Genomic DNA, 23,661 nt, shown 5'->3' with positions numbered 1-23,661 from the left:
ATGAACACCAAACGATTTTTTTTCCTGTTTTTAATCTGTATTTCAGTCTTTAATCAGGCATCAGCTCAACTCCCGGCTAAAAAAGCCGTTGCCTGGCCAAAAATTGAAGCGCAGATGAAACCATGGACCAGGTGGTGGTGGATGGGAAATGCGGTTGATGAGCAGAATTTAAATCTCGTTTTGGAGAAATATGCTGCCGCAGGCCTTGGGGGTGTAGAAATTACCCCGATTTATGGCGCGGTAGGCTTCGAAAAACAATACCTGCAGTTTCTTTCTCCCGAATGGATGAATGCCTTGCATTATACAGTAAAAAAGGCCAATGCCTTGGGGATGGCGGTTGATATGAACACCGGCACAGGCTGGCCATTTGGCGGTCCGCAGGTAAAACCAGAAAATGCCGCAACCAAACTGATTGTTCAGGATTATAAATTAAATGCAGGCGAAAAATTAACCGAAAGCATCAAGGTAAAAGAAACCAAACAAGATTTTGCAAAGCTGCAGGCCCTTACCGCTTATGGCCCAAATGGGGAAACCGAAGATTTATTGCCTCTTGTTCAACAGAATGGCGTTTTAAATTGGTCGCCAAAATCGGGTACCTGGACTATTTATGCTGCTTTTGCAGGAAAAACACGACAAATGGTTAAACGAGCTGCCCCGGGTGGCGAGGGTTTTACTTTAGACCATCTTGATCAAAAATCGGTTGATGTTTACCTGAAAAGATTTACAGATGCTTTCGGAAATAAACCACAAGGAGTAAGATCGTTTTTTAACGACAGTTATGAAGTATATGGCGCCACCTGGACACCGACTTTTTTTGCTGAATTTAAAAAAAACAGGGGTTACGACCTGGCTAAACACATAAAAGATCTGGTGAGTAAAGATTCAACCAGCGGGCAGATTGCGCGTTTAAAATCCGATTACCGCCAAACCATGGATGAATTGTTATTAGATAATTTTACCAAAAACTGGACGAACTGGGCACATGGACTTCAATCGCTGACTAAAAATCAATCACATGGCTCACCTGGTAACCTGCTCGATCTTTATGGAGCTGTAGACATACCAGAAACCGAAACTTTTGGTTCCAGTGCTTTTGATATCCCGGGTTTACGCCGGGATCCGGCTGATGTGAGGAATGTCGATCCCGATCCGATGATGAGTAAATTTGCATCTTCGGCTGCACATACAGGGGGTAAAAGCCTTGTTTCATCCGAAACCTTTACCTGGCTCACCGAACATTTTAAAACTTCGTATTCGCAGTGTAAACCCGAAGCCGAGCAATTGTTTTTAGCGGGTATCAATCACATTTTTTATCATGGCACTACAAATTCACCAGTAAATGTGCCCTGGCCAGGTTGGTTATTTTATGCCTCGGTAGAAATGAACCCAAACAATAGTTTGTGGCCGCATGCGCAGGGACTGAATAATTACATTGCCCGTTGCCAGTCTATTTTACAAGCCGGAAAAGCCGATAATGAGTTATTGATTTATTGGCCGATTTACGACGTTTGGAACAAAGCTAAAGGTTTGGATATGGCGCTTAAAGTGCACGATGTTGATGAATGGTTACACCCCACGCCCTTTTATAAACTGGCTAAAGATTTATCAAAAGCAGGTTATTCATTCGATTTTGCCTCCGATCGTTTATTGAGCAGATCAAAAGTTGCCCCTAACGGAATTAAAACCGCCGAAAATGCATCGCCATATCAAGTGCTTATTATTCCAGCCAGTAAGCTAATGAGCCCCGAAACTTTAGATCATATCGTACAATTGGCAAGCGATGGTGCAACCGTTATTTTTCAGGAATTACCGCAAGATGTACCCGGCTTAAACGACCTCGAAAAAAGGAGGGCAAAACTGAAAACGACTTTATCAAAATTTGTTTTTACTGGTGAAAACGGAACTTCCGGCTATAAAATTGGCAAGGGTAAAATTCTCCTGGCTGGCGATGTTCAGCAGGCATTGGTGCAAAATTCAATCAACCGCGAAAGTTTAACCGATACAGGTCTGCAATTTATCAGAAGGAAAAATAATGACGAAACCTATTATTACCTCGTTAACCATACCGCCAAAAATATCGATACTTATTTAGCCCTTAATGCTGCTGGAAAAATCACTTTGCTCGATCCACAAAGTGGGATGATTGGTGCCGGGGCCATGCAAAATGGTAAAGTAAGGGTACAAATTAAATCAGGGGAGGCCCTTTTCTTAAACGTAGCTCAAAATCAGCCACAAAATATTGCCTGGAATTACCTCAATAAAGCAGGTAGTAAAATCAACCTGAATAATCCATGGGCCTTGCATTTTACTGCCGGAGGACCAGCACTTCCTGCAGATCAAAAGCTCGATAAACTAAGCTCCTGGACGGATTTAAAAGATCCTAGGCTTGCAGCATTTTCGGGCACCGGTGTATATACTTCCAATTTTAATTTAACTGCTAAAAATGCCAGAGAGTATGTGTTAAATTTAAATCAGGTAGATGAAAGTGCCAGGGTTTGGATCAATGGACAGGAGGTAGGATTACTATGGAGCATCCCCTTTGAAGCCCGCATTGGTAAATATTTAAAAAAAGGAAACAATACCATTAAAGTAGAGGTGGTAAATCTGATGGCCAACCGCATCAGGGATATGGATCAGAAGAAAATTCAGTGGAGAATTTATCACGAAATTAATTTTGTGAATATCAATTATAAAGAATTTGACGCTTCAGGCTGGTCTGTTATGCCTTCAGGTTTGATTGGTCCGGTTACCATTACCCCATATTTTTAACTTGTTAATAAGTTTTTATGTTAAAAAATTGCTGAAAAGCAATTTTTTTTTGGATTTAGTTATTCAGCTAAATCGATTTATATGAAGTTTTGATGAAGAAATGTGCTTTATGGTAATATTTTATAATAAATCGGCAGGATAGTACAGGATGGGGGTAGCTTGCAATCTGTATATATTTATTCAACTATTACTAACCAAATAAACTTTAACCAAATATTTAATTAACGTTCGTTAAACAGAATCTATGCAGTAGAAATCTACATCCCTTCTTCTTACTTTTTTTCCCTTACCCGATACGCTCGTAGAAACCTTCTTTGCATAATCTTTTGATGGCCGTTCCGCATCCAATAAAATTGCTATGAGTAAAATTTTACCAAAATTTTTAATCGTCGGGTTAACATTTATTTTTTTTCTGAGTAGCTGCAGGAAAAAAGAATTCGATGACTTTTACGGTCGTCCCGAAAACCTCGGAGACCCTATTTATCAACAACTTCAGGCTAAGGGTAATTTTAGTAAGTTTTTAGATTGTATCGATAAAGCGGGTTATAAAGAAACGCTTAGTGCGGCAGGTTCCTGGACTGTTTTTGCGCCTACAGATGAGGCTTTTGCTTCTTATCTAAAAGATAATAACCTAACTGAAGTTTCAGCAGATCTGGCTTCCAAAATTGTTCGTTATGCCATGATCTACGATGGAGAGAAGGTGGAGCGTTTAAGCGATTTTTTCTCTGTTAAGGGATTTATCAAAAATAGCGCCTTTAGACGAAGAAGCGTTTATTACGATTTTGTTTATGATGGAAAGGATAATAATGGAAATGCAATTAAGGTAATTGCAGCAAACCGTAACGGTTCTTATCTCGCAACTGATTTCAACAATAAGAATATTACCTATTTTTTATCGCCTTACATGACATTTAATGGTCTGTCGGCTGCCGATTATAATTTCTTCTATCCAAACAGTGCTTACAATGGCAACAATATAGGTGCAGCACGATTAATTGATGGACAACAAAATATTGTAGCCGAAAATGGCGTAATCCATGTAATCGACAGGGTATTAACCCCACCTCAAAGTATCGATCAGTACATTAACGAAAAGCCCGATTACAGTATTTTTAAAGGCTTACTGGATAAGTTTGTCACTTATTCTTTAAATATCGACATCTCTCACCGTTACGAGGTACTGAGTGGCAAGGCAGCCAATGTTTATGCCAAAACCTATAGCACCTTGCTGGCTTTCTCGCCAAACAATGAAAATTATTTAAAAGTAGACGCAAATGATGCACAACAGGGTTCGTATAGCATTTTTGCACCTACCAATGCTGCCGTAAATGCTTATGCACAAAATGTATTGCTTAAATATTGGAAGAAAAAGGGCGTAAACAATCTGAACGACCTCTATGTGGTGGCACCTGATGTAATTAAGGATTTTGTTAATTCACATTTGTTTACCACTACCGTTTGGCCAAGCAAGTTTGCTACTACGCCCAATGCACTAAATGATTTTACAACCCGTGTTGCGGCCGATGTGGTAGATAAACAAGCCCTGAGCAATGGCTTTTTATATGGTATAAATAAGGCCCAGAATGCGAATGTATTTGCAACGGTTTATGGCAACGTAAACCTGGATCCCGATTACAGTGTGATGAAACAGGCCTTGATTTATTTCGGGTTGATTCCTGCTTTAAAAACACCAACATTGCGTTATGTAGTTGTAATGATCCCTGACGTAACGCTCAGGAGAATGGGATTCAATTATGATCCGTTCTATGCATCAGCACCGATCAGAGGTGATTTAGTCGCGCTGAAACGCATTTTGCAAACCCATATTATTGCTTTGGGCGATAGGGAAATCCCTAACTTTAGCACGGGATCTGGAATTTTAGAAGCCTCAAACGGCGAATATGTTAAATATGCTGCTGGCAAACTGATTTCAGCGGGTACACAGGATAGTGTTGCTGTTGCCAAGCAAAGTATCCCTGTCGATTCTATCAGTACCACACCGGTTAATGGTGTAGCAGTTTACGGAAAAGAGGCACTTACCTATACCGTGCTTAACATTGGTAAACATATCGAAAAATATGGTACCCTCACCACCGATCCATATTATTACTTCTTCCAGCTGTTAAACAACAACATTATTTACACTAAAGCTACTGGTGTAATACAGGGCACTGTAGAGGGCGTAAATTATACGGTTTTTATCCCTACCAATTCAGCCATTATGCAGGCTGTAAAAGACGGTATTTTACCAGGTAACGTAACTACAGGGATCCCAACTACCGCACCAACCGATGGTTTGGACGTAACCAAAGTGAGTAAATTCCTGCTCTACCATATTATCAATAAAAATACCATTGCAAGCGATGGGCAAAAGATCGGACAGTTTGAAACCCTAATGAAAAACGATGGTGGCGATGCCGCCAAGATTACCGTTGCCATTAATACGACCACTTCTTTAATGCTTAGGGATGTAATCGGCAGAACGGCTAACGTGCTTTTAAACCCGGCAGACAGGAGTAATGTATTATCAAACCGTACGGTAATCCATCAGATCAATAATTACTTAAAATATCAATTCTAAACCGATATGACTAAAAAATATACTTTACGTTTATTTGCCTTGCTGTGCTTTTTATTTGCGTCTGCTATTGCCGGTGCGCAGCAAATTAACTACGTGCGGGGTAAGATTATTGATAAAAAAGATAAACAGCCCATTATTGGTGCTTCGGTGGTAATTGTTGATAAAGACCGCAGGGTAATAAAAGGTGTATCATCTGATATTGATGGTAACTACACGCTGCCTGTGGCTGATAAAACCTACCGGATTTCGGTTTCTTACATTGGCTATAAATCAACTGCGCCTATTGCGATTGATAAAGCCACAATTAACTTTCAATTAGAGGCTTCCGATAACCAGATGGACGAAGTGCAGATCGTTTCGAAAGCCAAGGCTGATAATGGCAGCGGGATGAGTATCGATAAGCGCGATCAAACTTCCGCTATAGGCACCATCAATGCCAAAGAACTGGAAGATATGCAGGCCGCCTCTATTGATCAGGCTTTGCAGGGCCGTTTAGCCGGTTTGGATATTGCGGCGAGCAGTGGCGATCCCGGTGCCCCAATGCAGATCCGTATCCGCGGTACATCTTCCATTAATGGTGCTGTAGATCCATTGATCGTAGTAGATGGTATGCCTTACGATATTTCCATCCCAACTGACTTTAACTTTGCAACTTCTGATGAAACCAATTACGGGCAGTTATTAAACATCGCCCCATCAGATATTAAGGATATTAGTGTACTAAAAGATGCTGCGGCCACTGCTATCTGGGGTTCGAGAGCAGCAAATGGCGTTTTGGTGATCAATACCAAAAGGGGAACCATGGGGCCGCCTAGTATTTCTTACAATTTTAAAGGTTCTTATTCAAAACAGCCCAGCCCTATCCCAATGCTTAATGGTAACCAATATTCATCGTTGGTTCTTGAAGAATTTTATAATGCGGGCCGCCAGTTTTCTACATCAGATTTTGCTAAACAATTCCAGTACGATCCGAACGATCCGTACAATTTTTATAATTACAGCAACAATACCGATTGGTTAAAATCAATAACCCAAATTGGATACCTTCAGGACCATAACCTGTCCATTTCTGGTGGTGGCGAAAAAGCCAGATATCGTGCCTCGGTAAATTATTTTAACCAGGAAGGTACTACTAAAGGTACGAGTTTGGGCCGTTTAAGTGCCAGGGTGAATTTAGATTATCAGGTATCCACTAAAATTAAGTTCAGTGCCGATATTGTGTATACCCACATTGATAATCAAAACCTATATTCTCCTGGGGTGAGAGATGTGGCCTATAGTAAAATGCCAAATCAAGCTGTTTACGAATATGATGAATATGGAAACTTAACCTCAAATTACTTTAGTCCTGCCACTACTGCTCAGGGTAGTTTTGGATACGACTTTGGTAAAAACAAAATATCTGGCACTTACAATCCTCTGGCTATGGCCATGGCAGCAAGTAACCACCAGCTGGGAGAAAGGATAATACCAAAATTCGGTTTGCAATACCAAATCATCCCGGATCGTTTGAGACTGAATGCAAATTTTCAGGCTGATATTAACAACACAAAAATTAAAACATTTTTACCCCAAATTGCAACGGGCAGACCATTTTCAGAGCAGGTTGTAAATTATGCCAGCGATTCGGATGGTGATGCTTTTACTATGGCCACCAATATAACACTTGCATATACGCCAGAATTAGGAAAAAAGCACGATTTAATTGCCTTTGCCAGGTTTGATAGTAACGATAGCCGTAGAACCGGACAAAGTATGTTTGCCACCAATACGGCATCATCTTTCCTCGCAGATCCTTCAATTGATGGGCGTACAAATGCTGTTGGCTCTGCGTCTTCATCGTATGCACAAAGCCGTTCGGTGGGTTTGTTGCTAAATGCACAATACAAATTTTTAGACCGCTATATTTTTAATGCCGGTATCAGGGGCGATGGTAACTCTAAGTTTGGTCCGAATAACCGTTATGGTGTATTCCCTTCGGCATCTCTCCGGTGGAGGATTTCGGGTGAGCCATTTATGAAAAGGACTGAAAAATACATCGACGATTTTAGTTTCAGGGCCAGTTATGGTATTGTGGGCAATGCACCCCGTGGCGATTATACTTATTTAAACACCTATCAGAATTATGGTTTCAGTTACCTGGGCATGTCTGGCGTATACTCCAGCAATCTGGAATTATCAGATTTAAGGTGGGAAAAAGTAGCACAATCTAACCTTGGACTTACACTTAATATGTTCAAAAATGCGATTAATATGGATTTCGACATCTACCGGAAGCGCACAACGGATTTATTTTATCCAGGTATTGCCATCCCAACCTACAACGGTTATTCGGGTGTAGATCTGAACGTGGGTACCATGGATAACCAGGGTTGGGAATTTAACCTCAACGCCACCCTGATCAGAAAGAAAAATTTTAGATGGGACTTTAGCTTTAATATTTCGCACAATGAAAATATCATCCGCGAAATCGATCCGCTTTATCCCCGCGAAAATAAAGGGAAAATTACGGCTAACAATGTATTCAAGGTTTACATCCAGGAAAATAACCCCTTTGGCTCTTTTTATGGATTTAAGTTCAAAGGCGTTTACAAAGATCTGAACTCAACAATTGCCCTGGATGAAAGTGGCAACCAGATTGTTGGTCCCAACGGCCAAAGGGTGTATATGCGTTTTGCTTATCCATCAATCGATTACGTATTCCAGCCTGGTGATGCCATGTATGAAGACATTAACCACGACGGAAATATCGACTATAAGGATATTGTGTATTTGGGCAACAGTAATCCAAACTTAACTGGAGGTTTTGGCACAGGGATTACCATCAATGGCAACATCCGCTTTGGTGCCAATTTTAGTTACCGTACCGGTTATCAGATCATCAACGGCACAAAGATTACCACTACCAATATGAACGGTTTTAGTAATCAAAGTACCGCGGTATTAAGAAGGTGGAGGGCCGAAGGCGATGTAACCGATATGCCCAGGGCAGTTTATGCCACTGGCTATAACTTCTTAGGATCAGACCGCTATGTAGAAGATGGCTCCTACCTGCGTTTGCGCAGTGTAACCTTGAAATATGATTTCAGTAAAAACTTTATGAAAAGACTGGGGATGAAAAGTTTAAGTGCCAATTTGATGGTGGAGAATATTTTAACCTTTACCAAATATACGGGTCAGGATCCGGAAGTACCAGTAAAACTAACCGCGTTTTCTACCGTAGTTGATAACTCTACCACGCCTCCGATCAAAACAATTACCCTTGGTTTAACCGCAAATTTTTAATCAGCAACATCATGAAAAAGATTTTATATAGTATTGGCATAATCGTGATGCTGATCATGAGCAGCTCATGTAAAAAATGGTTGGATTTACAGCCCCGGGATGGCATTACCCGTCAGGGCTTTTGGAAAACCAAAGAAGATATTCAGGCCGCGGTTGCAGGCTGTTACGCTTCTTTATTGGCCTCTCCACCGAATATTACAGATAAAGCTTTAACCGAATATATATTTATATATGGCGAAATACGGGCTGACATGATTGATGCCGGACCAAATGGAACCATTGAGGAGAAGGATATTTTTGACAACAATATTGTTCAAAGCAATACCTTAACCAGCTGGGCTGCTTTTTACCGAACCATTAACTTTTGCAATACCGTACTGGATTTTGCACCTGCGGTAAAGGAAACCGATCCTACCTTAACCGATGCACAATTAAATGCCTATATCAGTGAGGCACTCGCCCTCAGGAGCATGATGTATTTTTATCTGGTCAGGAATTTTAGGGATGTACCCTTAAAATTAACGTCTTCATCAAAAGATACCGATTTGCAGGAGCTTACTAAAACACCTGGTGCTGATATTCTGAATCAGATCGTAGCCGACTTAAAAAAGGCTGAGGCCGGTGCGGTAAACACGTATGGCAATACTGTATCAGATAAGGGACGAATTACAAAATTTACGGTTAATGCCTTGTTGGCCGATGTGTATTTATGGATGGATAATTTTACCGGCTGCATTACCGAATGCAACAAAATTATGGATTCGCAGAAATTTGCCGTTCAGGGCGCAGGTTCTGGTTGGTATACTAACGTATTTTACAATGGCAGTTCGACAGAAACCATTTTCGAATTCTCGAACAAGAATTCGGTAAACAACGTATTCTATAATTTACTCGTACAATCTAAAAAACGCTTTATTGCTTCGGGTATTTTAACCTCCGATATATTCACTCCGGATGATGTGGATCCCGACCGCATTTATGACATCCGGGCTTCGGCATTTTACAGTGGCGATAACAGTATTGTTAAATATGGTACCGAAAACCCTTCGTATGTAAACTGGCAGGCTTACCGCTTATCCGATATCTGGATGCTAAAAGCAGAGGCTTTGGCTTATACGGGGGCAGGGGCAGATGCCATTAACCTCATTAAAGATTTGAGGTTGAAAAGAAACGCGGTTAAAATGACCGAGCAAAGCCCTGATGAAAATGATAAGGATGCGATATGCGATTATATATTGGCAGAACGATCGAGGGAGTTTGCTTTTGAAGGCAAACGCTGGTATGATTTATTGCGCATAGCAAAACATGAAAATTATCGCCGTTTAAACGTACTGCTCGAAATGGTCGCCCGAACGGTATCACCAGCTGTACAACAATCGGCTATAGCCAAATTTAGGGATGTAAACAGCCATTATTTACCAATTAATGAAAACGAGCTTTTTGCTGATTCAAAACTTGTCCAAAATCCATTTTACACCAAATAAATTTTAGCATGATGAAAAATAATCCAAATGTACGCAGCTTCGCCATATTGATGGTGATATGCGTTATTGCTTTTATATTTATAAATGCATGTAAAAGAGAATCGTACACTTTAGCCACTACAGATGATGTAAACATTACCGGTTATTTAGATAAATACCCGGAGAAGTTCTCGATGATGAGGCAGATTGTAGAGCGCTCGGGAACAGCGGGCTATTTGGGCGCTTATGGCCGATATACCTTATTTACGCCTACAAATGATGCAGTAACCGCCTGGCTTAAAGGCATTGGCAAAGCAAATGTTTCCGATTTAACTGTTGAGCAATCGAAGGATATGGTTAAATTCCATTTGCTGCCCGATACGGTTGCAACCAATCGCTTTACTGATGGAAAATTGCCTCAGATTACATTATATGGCCAGTACCTGCAAACAGGTGCAATAAACGACGGCGGTGTAAGTAGCTATATTGTAAATAAACAGGCGAAAATTAGCCAATCCAATGTAAGGCTGGGAAATGGGATTATCCATGTGATAGATCACGTTCTCATTCCCGCAACATTAACAACGGCCCAAACCATCGAGGCAAGCGGCCGATATAAATATTTTACGCAGGCCTTAAAAGAAACCGGTTTCTATGATTCGTTAAATGTGGCCTCATCGGCAGTAAAAGATACCACCCGTCGCCTTCAAACTGCCATTATCGAATCAGATTCTGCTTTGGTAAAAGCTGGTTACTCCAGTTATGAAGCGTTTAAAGCTAAATTTTCTAAAACGGGCGATCCCAAAAACCATAGCGATAGTTTGTGGTTATACATTGCCTACCACCTTTCGGCCGGTGCAACATACACACCTGATATTATTGCCTCATCAACGATTAATACTTTAGCGCCAAAAGAAGTAGTAACTACTAAATATGTTAATCAACGGATTTTACTTAACGACGATGAGTTTAACGGTGTGTTAGAACCTGGGGTAGAAGTAAACAGAACTTTTAGCAACATTACTACAGCCAATGGCGTACTGCACGAAACTAAAAACCTATATGCCATTAAAGTACGTTACCCAACTGGCGTATTCTTCGATGTTTGCGACCAACCCGAGTTAAAAGCAAATCCGATCTGGAGAGGCCGAAACGGTGCAACAGGGGGTACAATCCCCTTAATTGCAAATGGTGCGCCTATTCTTTCGGGAATGAGGGTGAACAATCCGGCAAAAGCAACACTTCCTCAGAATTACGACTATTTTGTATCTGTTTTTGGTGCTACAAGAAGGATCGCTTATGATGATAAGTTAAACCTATCATTAGGTTTAACAAATGCAAACCGTGCAATTTGGGTTGAACTGAAAACGCCAATGTTGGTAAAAGGTAAATACAAAGTTTGGATATGTTATAGCCAATTTGGTAGCGGACCACTTTGTCAGATTGCTATGGATGTTGGAACGCCTGATGCTCAGGTATTGCCAAATCTGATAGATTTTAGACAAACACTCGGGTCATCTGGAATGACAGATGCTGGTGCGGCCTTAGCGAGTTCCGACCCCTTAATGCTGGCCCAGGGCTTTAAACGTTATCTGGCTACCACAAATGATAAAGATAAAAATGGCAATGCGGGTTTAATTCAGCCTGCTGTTAAAAATAACTGGCCTACAGCAACAGGCAGATTAGCTGGAACAGTAAATATTACTACTACCGACAGGCACTGGATCAGGTTAACCATGGTTGGCGGTGCAGAAGCGAGCAGCAATACCTGGCTCGATATGATTCATTTTATACCAGAAAATGATGACCAGAACTATCCAAGGTTTTCACCAGGTAAAGACGGCCTGATTTTTCAAAAACCCTAACCATTAAATAGGAGGTTGTGCCACATACATGGTGGTACAACCTCATATTACAGAAAAATAATAGACCTGTAAAAGGGAATAAAAGAATAAAAATGAAAAGAAATATACTACATATCATATTATTACTGAGCGCTGTGTTTTGGCTGGGGAGTTGTAAAAATGCATTGGAGGAGCATAGCGAGATTGTGAATGTGGACAATTCCACTGATCTGTTGCAAAAAATTGCCAGCCAGTCTAACTTAAGTAAGTTTGCCGAATACGTGAGGAGTACCGGTTATGATAAACTGCTCACTTCATCCCAAACCTATACGGTGTGGGCGCCAACAAATGATGCATTGGCAACGCTTGATGCCGCCATTGTGAGCGATCCTGTTAAACTGAAAGATTTTGTGGCCAACCACATCGGTTTAACCGCTACCGCTGCACCTAAAGGGCTTACCGATACAGTTAAGGTACTACTTCAAAATACAAAATACGCCACCATGGTGGGGCCTACTTTCGAAGAAGCGGCTATTGTAGGTAAACCTGCTTTTGTAAAGAACGGTGCTTTATATGTGATTGATAAAGCGGTGCCAACCAAGTTAAATGTTTGGGATTTTATGCTTAGCAGTACCGATGCAGCCATCCAAACCAAGTACATTGCCAATTTATCTATACAGGTTATCGATACCGCCAATGCAACCATTATTGGTTACAATGCTTTGGGCAATCCGATATTTGCACCCAACCCACCAATGGTATCAAGAAATGCCTATTGGAACAGTGTTGCCGATTTGAGGACAGAAAGCCAGCAATACACCTTTTTTATGTTGCAGGATGCTACATTCAATACTGAGCGCAACCGTTTAGAGCCATTTTACCCAAATGGAGGCGCATTTATTTTGGTGCGCGATCTGGTAGCAAAAGGTTTATACACTTTGGATAAATTACCTGATACCCTGATTTCGACAAGGGGTGTTAAAATTCCCATCAAAAAATCGGCTATTGTAAAATCGTACCGCGCCAGTAACGGAATAGTATACGTCATGAATGCATTGCCTTTCAGAACCAAAGATAAAGTGCCTACCTTTAAAATCGAGGGCGAATTTCCTTTTAGTTTTAGGTCGGATAGAACAGGCAATACACTTTACCGGCTAAAGCTGGATGATAAGGGCATCTCCTATAAAGATATTGAAGTGTACAACCATGGCGTTGCCGAATATTATGTTCAGTACCTATCAACCGTTGCCTCAGTTAAATACAAAGTATATGCAAGGGCCATATCAGGCGGACCAGGTGATGCCCAGGTAGCTAATTTTACCCAAAGGTATTTTATTTACAACCCAACAACTTTGGTTTTCGATTTATTTGCCACACAGACTGTAACGCCTTTAAATTACGCAGAGGTTTACCTTGGCGATTACACTCCTCAACAATATGGGACATTGCAACTACGCTTAACGGCTGCCAATACCACTTCGGTTAACCAAAATACGCTCATTTTAGATTACCTGCGATTTGAACCTATTCTTCCTTAATAAGTAATCTGACTCAAAAAAAGACTATGCATAATTTTACCATCATAAGAAAAGGAATTTTACTCGCGCTGTTTGGGCTGATGTGCTCCGCTATGGCTCTTGCTCAGCAAACCGATACCAGCAAAACAGATTCGAGCCAATACAGTACCGATACCACAACGGTAAAGGTGAGACAGAAAAAATTGGTAGGCCAGAAAATAGCAGGCGTTGTGGTAGATGGATATACCAATAAGCCCATCACCGGAGCCAAACTTACCGTAACCGATTTTTCGGGTGCTTTAACCGATAATAATGGGAAGTTCAGCATTGTTGTTCCCGATTTTAACGCGACTATCTTAGTCAGTTTTACCAATTACCACACCAAATTATTACCGGTACATAAAGGCAAGTTAGTTACCATTAAAATTTATCCAGCTACCTACAACTCTTTATTTACCGAGGTAGTATTGCCTACTGGTACACAAAACCTGGCCCGTTCTCAATCAGCCTTAAGTTATCTGAACCCTCAGGGCGGCTGGAACGTTAATTCGGAAACGCCAGACAGTTACCTGCAAGGCCGCATGGCTGGGGTTAACTCGATAAGAAGATCGGGAACACCAGGTATTGGTGCCGATGTGTTTGTACGCGGTTTTACTTCCCTGTATGCCTCGAACCAGCCATTATATGTTGTTGATGGAATGGTTTACGATGCCAATTCTTATGGTACATCGCTTACTACCGGTCACAAAAACAATCCTTTACAGTTTATCGATGTTCGGGATATCGAAAACATCACTCTGATTAAAGATGCATCGGCCGCTGCGGTTTATGGTACCAAGGCTGCTAATGGCGTAATGATCATTACCACCAGCCATGCTAAAGATCTGGCTACATTGATCGATTTTTCTGCCTATACAGGGATCAATTTAAAGCCTAAAAAAATTAATGTAATGGGGGTAGACGATTATCGTAGTTATTTATCTGATGTGTTGAAAAGCCAGGGTTTAAGCGCAAGTGTTATTGCCGCTAAACCCTATATGAACGATGATCCAAATCCGGTAACCAATCCAACATACCACATGTATCATCAAAATACCGATTGGCAGGATGAGGTATTTAAAAATAGCATCGATCAGAGTTATTTTCTGAAAGTAAGTGGCGGCGATAACATTGCCAAATATGCACTTTCGGCAGGCTACTCGGCTGATAAGGGCATTATAGATTCGACTAGCAACAATAAATATTCAATGCGTTTTAACAGCGACCTGAATTTAACCAAGAAACTTACCGGGAATACCAATTTATCATTTACCTATACCGAGCAGCGATTAAAAGACCAGGGTTTATCGGCCCGTTCAAACCCCATCTTCCTGTCGCTGGTTAAGGCTCCGTTTTTGGCCGTAAACGAAATTAGTGCAACCGGAGCGGTTTCGCCAAACCTGGCCGAAGCGGATACTTTGGGCGTAAGTAACCCGCGGGCGTTAATAGAAAAAGGCCTGAACCAGAAAAAAGCCTATCGCTTTTTTGGTAATATTAATTTTGATTATGCCTTTAATAAAACCTTCAAGCTTTCTAATCTAACTGGTGTAACCTACGATAAAACACAGGAAACTTTATTTATTCCGCGTAAAGGAGTAACCAACGAAATTTTGCCAACAACCATTGGCGATAGTAAACTGGGAACGCAGGTGATTCGTTACTTCAGTGTTTTCGACGATTTGCATTTAAGCTTCGACCGTAGGTTTGGTAATGATCATACTTTACATGCGGCATTGGGTACACGGTATACTTCGAGCCAGAGCGAGCAGGATTATGCCATTGGTTACAACTCCGCAACTGATGTATTGATCAGTATTGGCAACAGTAATGCCGCCCTGCGCTATTTTGGAGGTGATATTGGTAAATGGAGCAATTTGAATAGTTATTTCACAGCCAATTATAACTATAAGGACAAGTATTATTTAAGCCTTAACGCTGCTGTAGATCAGTCGTCGAGGTTTGGCCGAAAAGATATTTCTTCTTCAGTACGCTACATTGGCGGTTATGGTTTAGATATCCTCGGTAATAAATCGGCTATTTTGCCTGCGTTAAGTGCTGCGTGGTTAATCTCTTCGGAGAATTTTATGCGCGATTATAAATACATCGATTTATTGAAATTCAGGTTAAGCTATGGTTTGGTTGGTAACGATGATATTGGTAACTACAACAACAGGCAATATTATGTTTCTCAAAACCTGTTGGGCTTACAGGGGCTTGTTCGTGGCAACATCGCCAACCCGGGCATCCAGTGGGAGCAGGTAGCCAAATTCAATACCGGTATAGATGCTTCATTTTTTAATGAGCGTTTAAGCCTGAGCCTCGATTATTACATCCATACCACCAGTAAAATGTTGGCTTATGTGCCTGTTGCATCAGTGGGCGGTATCAATTCTTATATCGATAACCAGGGTGGTATGCGTACCTCAGGATTGGATTTTGGTTTAAACAGCCGCATTTTAAATAAAACCTTAAAATGGGATTTAGGCATTACCCTGGGTACGTACAAGAATAAAATAAACAGTTTGCCAGGCAACATAGATATTTTAACCAGTTATGCCAATGGCACCTATTTAACAAGGGTGGGCCAAACGGCGAATTTATTTTACGGGCAACGTACCAATGGTGTGTATGCCACCACTGCCGAAGCTACTGCTGCAGGGCTGTCAATCAGGAATAGTTCAGGTGCATTGGTTCCATTTACAGGTGGAGATACCAGGTTTATCGATACCAATGGCGATAAGATCATTAATGATGCAGACCGTGTGGTAATCGGCGATCCTAACCCCGATATATATGGGAGTATTAACAATACGTTCAGTTATAAAAACTGGAGTTTAGATGTGTTCTTCTCTTTTGTGGCGGGCAACGACATTTACAACTATACCCGTTCGGTATTGGAATCGGGAAACAGTTACTATAACCAGACTGATATTGTTCGGAACCGCTGGCGTGGAGAAGGCCAGGTAACCAATGTGCCAAAAGCAAGTTTTGGCGACCCAATGGGCAACGCACAATTTTCTGACCGGTGGATCGAAGACGGCGCTTACCTACGTTTGCGCACCCTGAATTTAACCTATAATGTACCGCTAAAAGCAAAGGCAATTAAATATGCCAGGCTTTATGCAACAGCCAATAATGTATTTACCTTAACCAATTACTTAGGTTACGATCCTGAGTTTAGTGCCTCGGGCAGTATCTTCACACAAGGTGTAGATACCACCTTAGAGCCTCAGTTCAGGTCGTTCCAACTGGGCGTTAGAATTGGTTTATAATTGATAATGTATAAAAAGATGAAGATGGATTTTAATAAAAAAGTTATTGCCCTATTAGCGGTAGCCCTGCTTGCAATAGGTTCATGGTCGTGCAAAAAAATTACAGACGAAGTACCCGAAGATAAATTGGATATTACCAATGCTTATCGGAATGTGGGTGATGCAGATGCAGCCGTAATTGGTGCTTATGGCCAGTTTTTGGGGCTCGAAAAGTTATACATTTTACAAAACGAACTGCGTGGCGATCTGGTAGAGGCTACAGGTAATGCCGATGCTTATTTAAAGCAACTATCAAACCACACCACCAGCAAAGATAATCCTTATATCGATCCAAGGCCTTACTACGCGGTAATCTTAAATATTAACGACGCACTCAAAAACTTTAATTTAATGCTTGCCGACCATAGGATGAGTGTTGATGATTACAATAAACATTATTCCGATTTGGGTGCTTTGCGCAGTTTTATCTATTTACAGCTGGGTGCACAGTACGGTAGCGTTCCCTATATCACCGAACCGGTAGAGAAGGTAGAAGATGTTAAAAATTTAAGCCTTTACCCTCGCATATCTTTCGATGAACTGTTAACCCGACTAATTGATTTTACCGAAAAACTGCCTTACAAAGAGGTTTATTCTTATCCGGCAGGCAATGCATTAAATGTGGCCATCGACGGACAAAACACCCAAAAAATATTCATCTGTAAACCTTTTATCCTGGGCGATTTATATTTGTGGAAAGGCAATTATTTAAAGGCTGCAGAGAATTATGCTAAGGTGATGAATGTTGAAAATACCAATAGCAATATCAATGTACAGTTTGATGCGTATAAAGTAGTTGGTTATTTAAGCTCTGCCTATAACGATCTGGTGGTTCGTTATACCAGGGCCCAGGATGAAGGTGCTTTAATTACCGATGGTGGTTGGCGCAATATGTTTATACAGCCCACTAATAATATTACCTGGAATTCGGAGTTCTTTTGGGGCATACCCTATAACCCAAGTTATAAACCCGGTAATCCAATGGTTGATGTTTGCTCTTCCATATATGGCAAATATTTAATCAAACCTTCGCAGGCTGCGATAGATAACTGGGCTGCTCAAAGGCAATATAGCGGCATCCCTTACGACGCAAGAGGAAGATTATCTTACGAAAACTCGGCAGCTGGTCCGGTGATTACCAAATTAACCGATAACAATACCATTCTGAGCAGTTTTAATAAAGGTGGTAAATGGGGCATTTATCGCGCAGGTCTTTTACATCTGCGTTTTTCGGAAGCGGCAAACCGTGATGGACAGGGCAAATTGGGCTGGGCCTTTTTAAATATCGGGATCCAGGATACTTATTATACAGGAACTTATTTAAGTGGTGCAAAATCTCCTGTTTCTACTGCCGAGATCAATACCATGCAAACACCTTATCCTACCTCATCGCCCTATTATTTTGATGCCAGAAGCAATTCAGATTACAAATCGCCCTGGTATAGGAATACAGGGATTAGAAACAGGGCAAATGTGCGCCCAATTGATGTAAGCTTTCAAACCGATATGGTGGGCTTAGAGGGTAAAATTATCGATGAGGCTGCACTCGAACTGGCTTTTGAAGGAAACCGTTGGCCAGACCTGATCCGAATTGCCAGAAGACAAAATAATCCTGCTTTCTTAGCTGATCGTATTTATCAGAAACTACTGAAAGCCGGTGATCCGAATGCGAGTGCAACGAGAACTAAATTAATGACACCAAGCAATTGGTATTTACCTTTTGAGTGGAATTAAACTAAAAGACGTTTATCCTAAATAGTAATTACAATTTATGATCGATTCCAAAAATCGGTCGTCATTTCGACCGCAGTGGAGAAATCTTTGAACTTTGCATTTAAAGATTTCTCCATTCCGCTGCCGATGAAGAATCGGCATGCTCCAGTCGAAATGACGATAGCTCCTATGGAATTTGTTGATGGTACGACTAATTTATTGCATAAAATTAATAAGAATGATAGGGATTTTAACAGATTGATAGGCTGCGGGTAATCGTCATTCCCAACCCGATAGCTATCGGGTAGATTGGAATCTTAATACAACATAGCTCAAAGATTTCTCCATTTCGCTGCGCTACAGTCGAAATGACGACCCAGCTATTGCGAGGAGGAAAGACAGCCCGTCTCGAATTTCAGGAAAGCAATATTACTACTCATGAGCAGCTAAATAACTTAAGCAATAGGATTAATTGCCCACTATCCATAATTATTTACCACTCCAATTTCAATAACATAACCCCTTGTCTCTTCAATTCAAATTGTAAATTATCAGACGCTAAATTATACTTCGTGGGTTTATCGATCATTTTCAACTGGCCGGCTTTTTCCAGTAAAGCGATCTGTTTGGAATCAGGATTTTGTGGTGATCCCATTTTTTTCCAAACCTCATAAGAATTGTTATGTTCATTATCAATCAGGTATTTGGTGAGGGTTACCACTTTAGCCTGAATGCCATTTAACTTAATTGAAATTAAATCTTTCGATAGGTCTTTATCCTCATCATGGTAATTCCAGATTAAAACTGCAGCAGATTTCTGGTCCTTTGTAGCCAATACGCCCAGATCGGTTGTTTTTCTAATGCTCGAATCGAGCACAGATTTTAAAGGATACATGCGGTCGCTTTTTGCTTCAACACGTTTACCTTTCATCATGCCAAACATCCTGAATACATTTAAAACAGGTTTATCTACACCGTTTGTTGCTAAATCTCTAAAACCCGCAAACCAGGGTTGGTTTTCAAATTCGAACGACCAGGTTACCGCACCTAAAAGGTTAATTTTATATTCATCGGTAAGCTGATATAACCGGGCAAAAGAGGCTGCGGTATAACTGGAGTACATGGTGCCATTGCGGTAGGCATTTTCAGGATTGGTAGACATGCCGCAGGCCGCACAACCCTCAGGATCTGATTCGCCTATAATAACAGGTATGTTTTTAAGCTGCGGGTATTTTTGAATGATCCGATAATTTGATTCAATGTTTTTGAGTTGATTTTTAATGCTCATTACTACTGTTCCGTTTATTACTCTTGGCGAGCCTTTGGCATGAAACAGCACTGCATCTAATGGAGAGCCGATTTTTCCGGTGGCGTAATTGGTATCGTTTAAACAGTGGGAAATAAAAGCATCAAGGTATTTCGAACCTCCTCCCGTTACATTTGCACCGCCGATTTTGGCTGTTGGCAAAGCCCGCTTAACACCATCGGCCGCATAATCGTAAAGTTTAAAAAACTCCTGTTGCGTACCTTTCCAATAGGCGCCATCGGGTTCATTCCACACTTCCCAGTACCAGCTCTCCACTTCAGCCTTTCCATAACGGGCTATACTGTGTTTTACCCATTCGTAAGCTAAATCGCCCCATTTTTTATAATCTTTAGGTGGGTAAGCCCAACCGGTTAAAATTTCGTCGTAACGTGCACCAGGTTTCCATTTGTGCTGATAAGGCTGTGGTTTTATCGATAAGGCCTCGGGCATAAAGCCGATTTGGGCCAAAGGTTTCATTCCGCGCTTAACGTAGGCATCAAATATCTGATCCACAATTTTCCAGTTGTAAACCGGTTTTCCGTTTGCATCCTCGGTATAGGCATTGGTTGATCCCCATTTTAAAGCTGGTGTGCCATCACCTGAGGTTAAAAGGTTGTGCGCCCTCACGTAAACAGGCACCGGACTTAGTTTCGAAATTTCGCTGAGTAATTTCTGACCATCTTTCATGTAGGTATAATTGGGTTCATCATAACCAAACCAGGCCCAAACCGGTTTCATAGGTGCAATTTCGCGGTCAAAGTTGACCTCAATATCGGCTTTGGTTTGTGCAAACAGGCCATTGGCGAAGCAAATGATGCCTATAAAAGTTAGTACGGTTGCTTTAAATTTCTTCATCTTTAAATTTAATGATTATGGTTTAGTATAAACTTCAGCTTCTATAATACTTAATGCACCTTTTAATTTGGTTTCTGCCCTTTCTATGCCATCATCGAGTTTTTTGCCGTTTACTTCAAGTCCAATTGCTTCTTGCCCGCTTGTGCCTGAGCCTAAAAGCTGTATGGTTACGGTTTTACCTTTTACAGGTTTAAATTCGGCAACGAAATAACCTAAACTGGTTTTGGTATTTCCTTTAAAAACCGTTACACCATCAACCAAAATTTGAATTGGGTAGATTTTTGTCCTGAAACCATTTAATTTTAAGGAAACAGCAGAAACAGTACTTTCTTTTTCCAGGTGATATTTTATCCAGGCCGAAGCAATTTTGCCATCGTTTACCCAATCGCTCAGTTCATTGTCGTCAAAACTTAAATTGGCTTTATCTTGGTTCGCACCGGCCTCTGCAGTTATTATTTTAACTGATTTTCTCGTGTCAACGTAAGATGGGCTCGATGGTGTTGGCCCTTTATCCAGGTTAGGGGCTAAGCCATAGGCAGGTAATTGCATCGCCAGGCCATTTTGTACTTTTACAGGTAAAGTTTCTACCGCAATTGACGCTGGTTTTAAACCATCTGAAAAAGCTTTCAGGTTAATGGTTCCGGCAGTGGTTGTGGACCTGATGAGTACCCTGTTTACGCCACCCTCAACCGGGAGTTTTTTTGCTAAAATATAATTATCGGGTCCCTGTGCCAAACCACCACGCCACTCTGCCGGGCCATCAATTTCAAAATTAATTAAATTTAAAGCGGTAGGGCAGCGGTTTCCTAACCGGTCAACTACTTCAACCTGTACCAGAGCCACATCCGCGCCATCAGCCTTAAAGCCAGTGGGATTTTTAATTGCCGTTAGTTTTAGGCTTACCGGTTCGCCAGCAGTTTGCAGCTGTTTTTCGGCCAGTTTTGTTCCTTTTGTAGAATAGGAAACGGCTTTTAATACTCCGGGTTTAAAATCTGCATTTTTAAAAGAGAACAGAAATCCGTCAGATTTTTCCCCATACCCGAGTGATTTATTGTTCAGGTATAACTCTACCTTATCGCCAGTGGCAATTACATATATATTTTTACGGGTGCCGGGTTTGTAGTTCCAATGCCCAACAATATGCAGCCCCGTTTTTTTAACATCTACCCAGCCATCCCACATTACCTGATGGGCAAAAAAGGCATCTTTAGGAATGCGCATGGCATCTACTTCGCCGCTTCTGCGGTAATTTTCTTCACCCCGGTAATGGGTATTCGAATCAGAAAAAATGATGTTTACACCTCCTGAACTCACCCTTGTTCCGGTACCTGGCCTTGCTTCGTAGTATTCATTCCAACGGATGACATCTTCAATTGCCTGCGAATCCTGGTTGCGGTTATAATCACTCGCATCAGCACCTTTATATAATGGTCCGGCGCCGTTTTTATGGTAGGGTGGTGAAAATTCGTCCCAATATTTACGTAGTGCTTCGTCTCTCGAATATTCCATTGACCATAAGGGCTTGCCTGCACTTTTGTTGATGTACAGCATTTCGCCGCCATATTCTGCCTCGGGAATATCCAGCATTTCACGCGATCCGATGGCTCTTCCGCCGAAAGGATCGTATAAGTTTCTGATCTCTTTCATTTCTTGTATATGAGCAGCGCTGATGGATTCGTTTCCACATTCGTAAAACAAAATACTTGGATTATTGCGGTTGTAAATAATGGCATCCGTCATTACCGCTTTTCGCTGGTCCCAGCGGGTACCGGTAACATCTTTTTCCGAATCACCGGCGGGCATAGCCTGGATCAGCCCCACGCGGTCGCAAGATTCTACATCCTGTTTCCAGGGGGTAATGTGCATCCAGCGTACCAAATTGGCATTGCTTTCTACCATTAAGCGGTTGCTATAATCGCTTAACCAGGGTGGTACCGATAAACCAATGGCCGGCCATTCGTTACTGCTGCGCTGGGCATATCCTTTCATCATTAAAACACGGTCGTTTAAGTAAGCCATCCCGTTTTTAAATGCTGTTTTTCTGAAACCTGTTTTGGTCGTTAGTTCGTCTATTATGGTTCCGTTTTCCTTTAAACGGGTGTGTATGCTGTATAAATATCCATATCCCCAGCTCCAAAAATTCAGGTTATTGACTAAAGCTTCTGCTGTTAATACCAGTGTTTCTCCCGGATTAATAACCTGGGCAGGTGCGCTAAAAACCTTGATCGATTTCCCATCCGCATCTTTAATTTCAACCTCATAAACCAATGATTTTGTTTGCCCGCTTTCATTTTTTACCTGAGATTCGGATACCACTACAGCCGATTTTTCTTTGATTTTAAAATCTTTGGCGTAAATATAATTGCCGGTTGTTTTTAATATTGAATAGAGTGGGAGGGTTTGATAGGTTTTTCCGGTAACATGCAGACGGACATTTTTAGAAATGCCACCGTAGTTGGCGTTAAAATTTTTATCGTTCCACTGGTAGCCGGAGTTGGTTTCTTTTTCTTTATAATTCCATGCATTATCAATTTTAACAGCCAGGATGTTTTCTTTATCGGTATGGATGAGGTTACCGATATCGAAACCGAATGCCATTACACCATTTTCATGGCGACCGATAAATTTTCCGTTTAAATAGAACTCACCGGCCTGTCTTATTCCCTCAAACTCGAGGAATACTTTTTTATCCTTTGCATCCGGAACGGTAAAACGTTTTCTGTACCAAACGATGCCTGTAGATAGTGAGTCAATCGATTTTTTAAATGCTTCGTCCTCATTCCAGGCATGGGGTAGCGTAATTGATTTCCAGCTGTTATCATCAAAATCAACAGCTTCGGCATGGGTTACATTGCCAACATAGAGCTTCCACCCCGGATTAAAATTGTAGGTTTTGCGCAAATCCGGATGTTGTGCCCATCCTAAAAACGGTATTAGTAAAAGAAATGAGATTAAGATTTTTGGTTTCATGTGGGCTA

10 protein-coding genes are annotated in these 23,661 nt (G+C 41.2%); 8 read left to right on the top strand and 2 right to left on the bottom strand.

Features of this window, described 5'->3' with window-relative positions; genetic code table 11:
- The 8 genes from H9L23_RS15395 (at position 1) to H9L23_RS15360 (ending at position 18,543) form a co-directional block, all read left to right on the top strand.
- Complete coding sequence (locus H9L23_RS15395) at positions 1–2,769, top strand: glycosyl hydrolase (protein ID WP_187591250.1); 2,769 nt, start codon at positions 1–3, stop codon at positions 2,767–2,769.
- 358 nt (positions 2,770–3,127) lie between these two features.
- The gene (locus H9L23_RS15390; protein ID WP_187591249.1) at positions 3,128–5,350 is read left to right on the top strand and encodes a fasciclin domain-containing protein; all 2,223 of its coding nucleotides are present in this window, start codon (positions 3,128–3,130) and stop codon (positions 5,348–5,350) included.
- Positions 5,351–5,356: 6 nt separating this feature from the next.
- Positions 5,357–8,635 (top strand): SusC/RagA family TonB-linked outer membrane protein, encoded by a 3,279-nt coding sequence (locus H9L23_RS15385; RefSeq protein ID WP_187591248.1) that lies wholly within the window; start codon positions 5,357–5,359, stop codon positions 8,633–8,635.
- Between the two features lie 11 nt (positions 8,636–8,646).
- Positions 8,647–10,119: a RagB/SusD family nutrient uptake outer membrane protein gene (locus H9L23_RS15380; protein ID WP_187591247.1), complete on the top strand. Its 1,473-nt coding sequence runs from the start codon at positions 8,647–8,649 to the stop codon at positions 10,117–10,119.
- An 8-nt stretch (positions 10,120–10,127) separates the two neighbouring features.
- Complete coding sequence (locus tag H9L23_RS15375; RefSeq protein ID WP_187591246.1) at positions 10,128–11,963, top strand: fasciclin domain-containing protein; 1,836 nt, start codon at positions 10,128–10,130, stop codon at positions 11,961–11,963.
- A 92-nt stretch (positions 11,964–12,055) separates the two neighbouring features.
- Positions 12,056–13,480, top strand: coding sequence for a fasciclin domain-containing protein (locus H9L23_RS15370; RefSeq protein ID WP_187591245.1), 1,425 nt, complete (start codon positions 12,056–12,058; stop codon positions 13,478–13,480).
- Between the two features lie 26 nt (positions 13,481–13,506).
- Complete coding sequence (locus H9L23_RS15365) at positions 13,507–16,770, top strand: SusC/RagA family TonB-linked outer membrane protein (protein WP_187591244.1); 3,264 nt, start codon at positions 13,507–13,509, stop codon at positions 16,768–16,770.
- A gap of 24 nt (positions 16,771–16,794) precedes the next feature.
- On the top strand, positions 16,795–18,543 hold the full coding sequence (locus tag H9L23_RS15360) for a RagB/SusD family nutrient uptake outer membrane protein (RefSeq protein ID WP_187591243.1): 1,749 nt from the start codon (positions 16,795–16,797) through the stop codon (positions 18,541–18,543).
- 472 nt (positions 18,544–19,015) lie between these two features.
- Here the strand turns inward: H9L23_RS15360 and H9L23_RS15355 are convergent, their stop codons facing one another.
- Both H9L23_RS15355 and H9L23_RS15350 read right to left on the bottom strand, forming a co-directional pair.
- Positions 19,016–20,683, bottom strand: a complete 1,668-nt coding sequence (locus H9L23_RS15355; RefSeq protein WP_187591242.1) for a GH39 family glycosyl hydrolase — start codon at positions 20,681–20,683, stop codon at positions 19,016–19,018.
- A 15-nt stretch (positions 20,684–20,698) separates the two neighbouring features.
- Positions 20,699–23,653 carry a glycoside hydrolase family 2 protein gene (locus tag H9L23_RS15350; protein ID WP_187591241.1) on the bottom strand — a complete coding sequence of 985 codons (2,955 nt, stop codon included), beginning with the start codon at positions 23,651–23,653 and terminating at the stop codon, positions 20,699–20,701.
- Between the last annotated feature and the right edge of the window lie 8 nt (positions 23,654–23,661).

Origin of the sequence: Pedobacter roseus, from assembly GCF_014395225.1 — a bacterium.
GTDB lineage: Bacteria > Bacteroidota > Bacteroidia > Sphingobacteriales > Sphingobacteriaceae > Pedobacter > Pedobacter roseus.
This window is presented reverse-complemented; position numbering and strand designations above follow the sequence as displayed.

What these genes read in the sequence shown, in the direction of transcription:
- H9L23_RS15395 (WP_187591250.1), top strand. Translation starts at nt 1, where the DNA reads ATGAACACCAAACGATTTTTTTTCCTGTTTTTAATCTGTATTTCAGTC.
- H9L23_RS15360 (WP_187591243.1), top strand. Translation starts at nt 16,795, where the DNA reads ATGGATTTTAATAAAAAAGTTATTGCCCTATTAGCGGTAGCCCTGCTT.
- H9L23_RS15365 (WP_187591244.1), top strand. Translation starts at nt 13,507, where the DNA reads ATGCATAATTTTACCATCATAAGAAAAGGAATTTTACTCGCGCTGTTT.
- H9L23_RS15390 (WP_187591249.1), top strand. Translation starts at nt 3,128, where the DNA reads ATGAGTAAAATTTTACCAAAATTTTTAATCGTCGGGTTAACATTTATT.
- H9L23_RS15355 (WP_187591242.1), bottom strand. Translation starts at nt 20,683, where the DNA reads ATGAAGAAATTTAAAGCAACCGTACTAACTTTTATAGGCATCATTTGC.
- H9L23_RS15350 (WP_187591241.1), bottom strand. Translation starts at nt 23,653, where the DNA reads ATGAAACCAAAAATCTTAATCTCATTTCTTTTACTAATACCGTTTTTA.
- H9L23_RS15385 (WP_187591248.1), top strand. Translation starts at nt 5,357, where the DNA reads ATGACTAAAAAATATACTTTACGTTTATTTGCCTTGCTGTGCTTTTTA.
- H9L23_RS15375 (WP_187591246.1), top strand. Translation starts at nt 10,128, where the DNA reads ATGATGAAAAATAATCCAAATGTACGCAGCTTCGCCATATTGATGGTG.
- H9L23_RS15380 (WP_187591247.1), top strand. Translation starts at nt 8,647, where the DNA reads ATGAAAAAGATTTTATATAGTATTGGCATAATCGTGATGCTGATCATG.
- H9L23_RS15370 (WP_187591245.1), top strand. Translation starts at nt 12,056, where the DNA reads ATGAAAAGAAATATACTACATATCATATTATTACTGAGCGCTGTGTTT.